This is a genomic window from Psychrobacter sp. Sarcosine-02u-2 (genome assembly GCF_002836335.1).
Classification (GTDB): domain Bacteria; phylum Pseudomonadota; class Gammaproteobacteria; order Pseudomonadales; family Moraxellaceae; genus Psychrobacter; species Psychrobacter faecalis.
In genome coordinates, this window is sequence record NZ_PJBX01000114.1 from 22,564 (window position 1) to 29,398 (window position 6,835).

General features: G+C 42.3%; 7 protein-coding genes. 2 read left to right on the forward strand and 5 right to left on the reverse strand.

Features of this window, described 5'->3' with window-relative positions; translation table 11 throughout:
• Nucleotides 1-163: 163 nt before the first annotated feature.
• Both CXF58_RS02190 and yghU read right to left on the reverse strand, forming a co-directional pair.
• Complete coding sequence (locus tag CXF58_RS02190; protein ID WP_068405472.1) at nucleotides 164-1,240, reverse strand: DUF1176 domain-containing protein; 1,077 nt, start codon at nucleotides 1,238-1,240, stop codon at nucleotides 164-166.
• Nucleotides 1,241-1,686: 446 nt separating this feature from the next.
• Nucleotides 1,687-2,556 (reverse strand): glutathione-dependent disulfide-bond oxidoreductase, encoded by an 870-nt coding sequence (gene yghU / locus CXF58_RS02195; protein ID WP_102076431.1) that lies wholly within the window; start codon nucleotides 2,554-2,556, stop codon nucleotides 1,687-1,689.
• 331 nt (nucleotides 2,557-2,887) lie between these two features.
• On the opposite strand from yghU, the gene CXF58_RS02200 reads away from it, so the two are divergent.
• Nucleotides 2,888-4,264 carry a DHA2 family efflux MFS transporter permease subunit gene (locus CXF58_RS02200; protein ID WP_068405478.1) on the forward strand — a complete coding sequence of 459 codons (1,377 nt, stop codon included), beginning with the start codon at nucleotides 2,888-2,890 and terminating at the stop codon, nucleotides 4,262-4,264.
• 144 nt (nucleotides 4,265-4,408) lie between these two features.
• Here the strand turns inward: CXF58_RS02200 and bfr (CXF58_RS02205) are convergent, their stop codons facing one another.
• The 3 genes from bfr (CXF58_RS02205) to CXF58_RS02215 form a co-directional block, all read right to left on the reverse strand.
• Nucleotides 4,409-4,891 carry a bacterioferritin gene (gene bfr, locus CXF58_RS02205; protein ID WP_102076432.1) on the reverse strand — a complete coding sequence of 161 codons (483 nt, stop codon included), beginning with the start codon at nucleotides 4,889-4,891 and terminating at the stop codon, nucleotides 4,409-4,411.
• 70 nt (nucleotides 4,892-4,961) lie between these two features.
• Nucleotides 4,962-5,450 carry a bacterioferritin gene (bfr, locus tag CXF58_RS02210; RefSeq protein ID WP_068405485.1) on the reverse strand — a complete coding sequence of 163 codons (489 nt, stop codon included), beginning with the start codon at nucleotides 5,448-5,450 and terminating at the stop codon, nucleotides 4,962-4,964.
• Between the two features lie 470 nt (nucleotides 5,451-5,920).
• Entirely contained in the window at nucleotides 5,921-6,112 is a 192-nt protein-coding gene (locus tag CXF58_RS02215) for a (2Fe-2S)-binding protein (protein WP_102076433.1), read from the reverse strand.
• Between the two features lie 286 nt (nucleotides 6,113-6,398).
• Here CXF58_RS02215 and CXF58_RS02220 point away from each other — a divergent pair, with 286 nt between their 5' ends.
• Nucleotides 6,399-6,722 (forward strand): ArsR/SmtB family transcription factor, encoded by a 324-nt coding sequence (locus tag CXF58_RS02220; RefSeq protein WP_068405491.1) that lies wholly within the window; start codon nucleotides 6,399-6,401, stop codon nucleotides 6,720-6,722.
• Nucleotides 6,723-6,835: the final 113 nt, after the last annotated feature.

Sequence of the window (6,835 nt, forward strand, 5' to 3'; positions counted from 1 at the left end):
GCAGTATAGCACAACATAAGCGCAAACAGTACCTATTTTTCTGTTTATGGTAAAAATAGGTCATATCTCAAACAATTTAGGCTAAAAAGCCGCTGCGCCAGTCTTTAATACAGCCGCTTCAACGCTTTTATCTTTAATACAATAATTTCTAACATACGCGCTATTAACGCGACATTTTCACTTCCGTCACATAGGTTGGCAATTGCCAAGCGCCGCCCGCCTCTATCAGCCGGCACATACCTGTGGTGCTTTCATGACTTTTCTCAAACGCTCTGCCTGTCCAGATCCACTCACTTTTAGTTAGGCAGTCCCCAAGCCCGCGGCCTTTTTGCACCGAGGTTATTTTACCATCGCTATAATCGGTCGCGCTTGTCGTCACCAAGCTCGGCTTATAAGGCTTAGTGTCATTGAATACCCAAACACCCGTACCCGTGTTATAAGCGCCCGTCCAACAATCATGCTGGGCGAGCAGCTGCTTACTGTTTAAACGGCTGACGCGCCACGCTGTCTTATCCGCTAAGTTTGGACATTCAGTGTTGACATCTTTCATGGTGGTTTTCATCATCTCTGCCAACTGCGATGAGCGCATGGCAAATTTTTTCTTACTACTAGAGAGGGCGTTAGGATTAGGAGTGACCAGTCGTAATGAAGGAGCGGCTTGCGGCGACAAGATGCCGCTATTAGATTTACTGGTGTTATTGCTAATAAAAGCGCTTGAAGTCCCTACCCGGCCTTGAGCCTCGTCGGCTTTGAGCATCACGGCACTGGCCCCTTTATCCGATAACTGCCAGCGCGTGTTACGAATCACCAGCTCAATTTTGCTCGATTTGGTCAAGGCATCAAGCAGCGCACTCACCTGCGTTGAGGTTAGCTCGGCATGACCTGCGGCTACTGAGTAAGGCTTGGTTTCTCCATAATCTCTATCATTAATAAACAGTGAGATACGATGGCGATTACCAAGCTGCATCAGCGCTTTAGCAGAGCTTTCTTTAGCGCCGCCAAGCTTTACTTTGCCGTCGACGATAGCATTTGCTCCTGCGCGGCGTACCAATAGTAAAGACACAGGTAAATCGCTATTATTCTCCGCTTGGTAACCTGCCAGCCGGCAAGTACGCGTATTGTCGCAAGCGACTTCCCAATCTTGATTACTAAAGCTTACAGGCGTGGCAGCCTGCGTCACGGAACTCAATAAAGCGGCGCTAAGGGCAGCAAATAACGGTAGTATCATTTTTTTTGTCATGAATAAAGGCAACTTTTTTATTTTTATCAAAATGTTTTTTCTATGCGGGTTGTTTTTGCTAGGAGCATTGTCTGTTAGCAGACTACATGCGCTTGGGGATTGACGAGTGAATGGTAAAGGTAGAAAAACCATCTCGTTGAATAGAGGTAGTAGTATAGGCTGAGTTTTATTATTCTTCATAGTCATTACTCATTAATAGAAGAAATATCAACACCTGCCCAAGAAGGCGGTGGCTACTATCTTAACGTACTAATATTTCTATCTGTTATGCTAATGTACCATTATGTAAAGACGAAAGTATAGTCAAAGAGCGATATACCGATAAATATATTGGAATAACGGATATTAAAAAAGCAAAAGGTTAACAAGCAATGGCTTATTAACCTTTTTATGAAAACTTATGTTTTGCTACGACTATTTAAATATAAACTGATAAAGTTAAATCTTTAAACAATAGGCTTTAATTCTAAATCTACGGCGCGTTTTACCGCTGGACGGTCGGCGATTTTTTGTGCCCAACGTTTGATGTTTTTGTAATCATCTACTTGTAGAAATTCTGCCGCATCATAAAGCTTGCCCAGCACCAGCTGACCGTACCACGCCCAGATAATCATATCAGCGATATTATAGTCCGCCTCATCATTACCGCACATATACTCGTGGTCTTTGAGGTGCCTATCTAGCACATCAAGCTGGCGTTTGGTCTCCATCGTATAGCGATTGATAGGATACTCTAGCGGTTCGGGCGCATAGGCGTAGAAATGCCCAAAACCGCCACCTAAAAACGGCGCACTACCCATCTGCCACATCAGCCAAGACAGACAATCTGCGCGCGCTTTACCTTGCTGCATCGGGATAAATTTGCCAAACTTTTCCGCTAAATATAATAAAATAGCCCCCGACTCAAAAAGCGCAATAGGCTCGCCAGCATTTTTATCATTTAAAGCATCAGTATAATCAACCAGCGCCGGGATTTTAGAATTGGGGTTGATAGCGACAAACCCTGAGCCAAATTGATCGCCCGCAGAGATATCTATTTTGTAGGCGTCGTACTCAGCGCCTTTAACATTCAGCTCGGCAAGCTCCTCTAACAAGATATTTACCTTGACGCCATTCGGGGTATTTAGTGAATACAGCTGTAAAGGTGCATCGCCGACCGGTAATTTTTGCTCATGGCGCGCGCCAGCTGTTGGGCGATTGATACTGGCGAACTTACCACCATTTTCGCTGTCGTTTTTCCATACTTTAGGCGGCGTATAGGCTTTGGTATGGTTGTTTTGAGTGTCATTGTTTGATTGATGATTGTCACTACTCATAATAATTCCTATTTTTTTGTTGTATAAAACAGAGCCAAAGCGAGACTGAGGCGGCAAAAGATTTATATTAGTCTCACGTCGTCCTATATGATAATTCTACTATAGCAAATCTTTAGTTAAAGCCCTGTCTTGTAACCCATTTTTAAAAGTAACGAGCACGAGTATCAAAGCGTTTGAGAACACACTTCTTATGAATGAGCTTACACCGTTACTTTGCTACTCTTTAACTCATAGGCGGTTATTTTTATACTAGCCCAACTTAACAGCTTTTTAGAGATAGGCTTAACAACAGAAGTCAAAAGATGAGGTCAAAAGACATGGTGATGACAATATGGTAACCCTAACCCCAACGCAAGATAAATACCTACCCTATGTCTTGGCGGTGGCGCTATTTATGCAGATTTTAGATGCTACCATCTTAAACACCTCTTTGCCGCAAATGGCGCAAGCCCTTGGCGAGTCACCATTAAAAATGCAGTGGGCGGTTATTAGCTATGCGCTAACCTTGGCGATTTTTATTCCTATAAGCGGCTTTTTGGCTGATAAATATGGCACGCGGCGGGTGTTTTTATATGCTGTAATCATCTTTTGTATCGGCTCACTATTGTGTGCCGCCTCCCCAACGTTGAATTTATTGATTGGTTCGCGCGTCATCCAAGGTATTGGCGGCGCGATGATGACCCCTGTGGCGCGTCTCATATTGGTCAAATCTTATCCGCGTAATAAGCTATTAACCGTGATGAACTTTGCGGTGATACCCGCGTTAATCGCGCCCCTAGTTGGACCAGTATTGGGCGGTTATATCGTGCAATATACCAGCTGGCATTGGATATTTCTCATCAATATCCCGATGGGTATATTTGGTTTTATCATGGGTAAAAAGCTGGTACCTGCTTTGTTTGAGGACACCAAGCGTTTAGACTGGACGGGTTTTGCTTTATTTGCTGCCGCCGCTTGCGGATTTACTTTGGCGGTCGAGTTTGGCTCACAGACTGGGCGTGGGTTTTACGGTTTGCTACTCGCACTCGGCGCCAGCATCTTGATAGGCGCGTATGTGTGGCATGCCAAACGCCGTGCAGCGCCATTATTTCCACTAAGTTTATTTAATATTCGCACTTTTCGTATCGGTATTACTGGCAACTTATTCACCCGTTTAGGCATCAGCGCCGTGCCTTTTTTATTGCCGCTATTACTACAGGTGGTGTTTGAATACTCACCGTCACAAGCGGGTTGGCTGCTTGCACCTATTGCCGTTGGTGCAATCGGTATTAAGCCTTGGGTCAGTAAAATTATTCAGCGTTTTAGCTACCGCAAGGTGTTGGTGGCCAATACCTTTTTGATAGGCCTGCTTATTATTGTCTTAGCGCAGTTTAATGATGCGGCAAATTGGATTTGGTTTATCCCTATTTTGACCGTCATGGGTGCCTGTAATTCCATGCAGTTTAGTGCCATGAATACCATTACTATCGGTGATTTAGAGGGCGCGCAGACCAGTAGCGGTAACAGCTTAATGGCGGTCAATCAGCAATTGGCGATTAGCTTTGGCATCGCTTTTGGGGCGGCGGTCTTGAATCTACTGCGGGAGCGCTTCGAGCTTGATACCTTGGTCGCCTTTCAGACCACCTATTGGATACTGGGTATATTAACCATCCTTTCAGGTTTATACTTTTTACGTCTCAAACCTGAAGACGGTCGTGGCTTATATTAAGTTATTGGTATTGAAAGATACTTATCTCTAAAAGTAACAAACATTAAAAAAGCATTAAATATAAAAACGCCAGCGTAACCTAAAATCAGTTAATCTAAAACTTATCTTAGGATACGCTGGCAAGTAACGGCAATTCTTATAACTTTAAGGCGTGTGGTCATCATCCATTTGTGACTGAATATAATTTTCAATGCCAACGTCTTTAATCAAGTCCTCTTGGGTTTCAAGCCAGTCTTGATACTCTTCATTGCCGTCTTTTAAGATAACCAATAAATGACGCGAGACATAGTCATGCTTGCTCTCGCACAAGGTAATTGCATCAGTTATGATAGAAAATTTCTGCTTTTCTAAGCGCAAGTTGCAGTCAATCATTTCAGGCACATCTTCTGCGATGAACATTTTGCCGTAATCTTGCAGGTTTGGCAGACCGCCTAACAATAAAATACGCGCAATAAGGTCATCCGACCATTTCATCTCTGCAATAGATTGCTTATAGAAATTTTCGTTTAATGCCTCTAAACCCCAATGACGGGCAATACGGGCGTGCAAAAAATACTGATTGATGGCGATTAATGACTGACCGAGCACTTGATTGAGTGCGCGAATAACTTCTTTATCCCCTTTCATGCTGTTCTCCCTGTCCTGCTTATTCGTTTATCAATTTAATATTTGTGAAAACTGCTTAATATATAAAATACTAAACAATATCAGGAGACACTTCCGCCATCTGGCTTTGTAAATAATTGGGCAGACCAACCATATCAATCAGGCGCAGCTGCTGCTCTAACCAATGGGCATGATCTTCTTCGGTGTCTTTGAGCTGCTCAACCAACATCTCACGCGTCACATAATCGTGCTCTGCTTCACAAAGCGCAATACCGTCTTTTAGATGCTGCTGTACTTGATATTCTAAGTCCAGGTCCAATTGCAGCATTTCAGGTACCGTTGCGCCAATATTAATCTCATTGACGCGCATCTTCGGCGTACCGCTTAACATCAAGATACGGCGGATAATCGCCTGCGCGTGCTGCGTTTCATCTTGCATCTCATGGTGGATACGGTCGTATAATTTACCGTAATGCCATTCTGCATACATCTCAGAATGAATGAAGTACTGATCACGAGCCGCAAGCTCGCCACCTAATAAAAAATTTAAATAATCAATGACCTTTTGGCTGCCTATCATGACTCATACTCCTATGTTTTTATTTACCTAACAATACATTCACAATAATAGATATAGTTAAAGTACCATTCGTAAACTAATCAGTAAAGATTAAAACCCATCAAACGTCTTACAAAGTTAGGCAGATATAGTAGCATAGGCACGCCGTAGCGCTTGTAACGATATGAACTAAGAATAAGATGCTAATTGAGAATTATAATTAACTCGCTTACACCAATGGCGTTTAGCGAGTAATCTTAAGAGACCATCTATAAAGGCAAACAGAGATAAGGGATAGCCGCACTAGCCTCTTGAGTTACTTATCGTCTTTTATGGTGATGGCTTTTAACCATAAATAACCCTAAAAAGACGATTTGAACGCGGATAAAGGCGAATTGGCGGCTAAAACACTACAGATAGAGGGAAAGCAGAAACGTGATTTGAACGGATTGGCAATAGAAGTGGAAACAGGCAAATACTTAAACTGTCTCTTAAACTGCGTAGGCCAACGCATCAAGCTTGGCATGATGTTCGTCAAGCAAGTCGTTGACCATAGGTTCGCAGCAACCACAGCACGTCGCTACATCAAGGGTGTCTTTTAACCCCTCTAATGTGTCAATGCCTGAAGCAATGGCAGCTTTGATTTGTTTATCTTTGACGTCGTTACAGATACATACGTACATGTGCGGCTCCTACTATGAATATCTAGCTGGTTATGCTTTATAATAACGATAATTATTACCATTTACAATAGTATTTGGTATATTTAACCGTCATATTAGGTACGGCTAAAAGATATATTACCCTAACTTTATCCATGTAACTGAATACAGTCTTAGGTGTAACCACAAAGTACCAAAGGTAGTAAAATGGCGACGAACTGTAAATCTGCTCATTTTTTAATCGATTTTACCGTTAACTGCTGTTATATTGACCCCCTATTAACTAAATCTATATTGGAATTGTTCTATGTCTAATAATAATTCTACGATACAGCCACTTGAGTTATTTAAAGTCTTGTCTGACCCAACGCGCTTAAAGATTTTTCAAATTTTATTTAATAAAGAGTCGCGCTGTGTTGGTGAATTGGTAGAAATACTCGATCAGCCGCAGCCGACCATCTCGCGTCACTTAAATCATTTGAAAAAACTGGGCATTTTAAGCTGTGTTCGTGATGGGACGTGGATGTGGTATGAGGTGTCTGATGATTTGCCAGAATGGTGCCAAGATATTTTAGAAATCACCTATAAGCAAATATCAACTAAAGACATCAATATGCCGAAGCCTGCTTAATGTCAAAAAAAGCAGGTTGAGAAATTCAAACGACAAATAATTGAGCACATAAAAAAGACCTATCATTGATAGGTCTTTTTTGTTTTTAAGCTTCGTTTTTAAGCGTTGTTTTA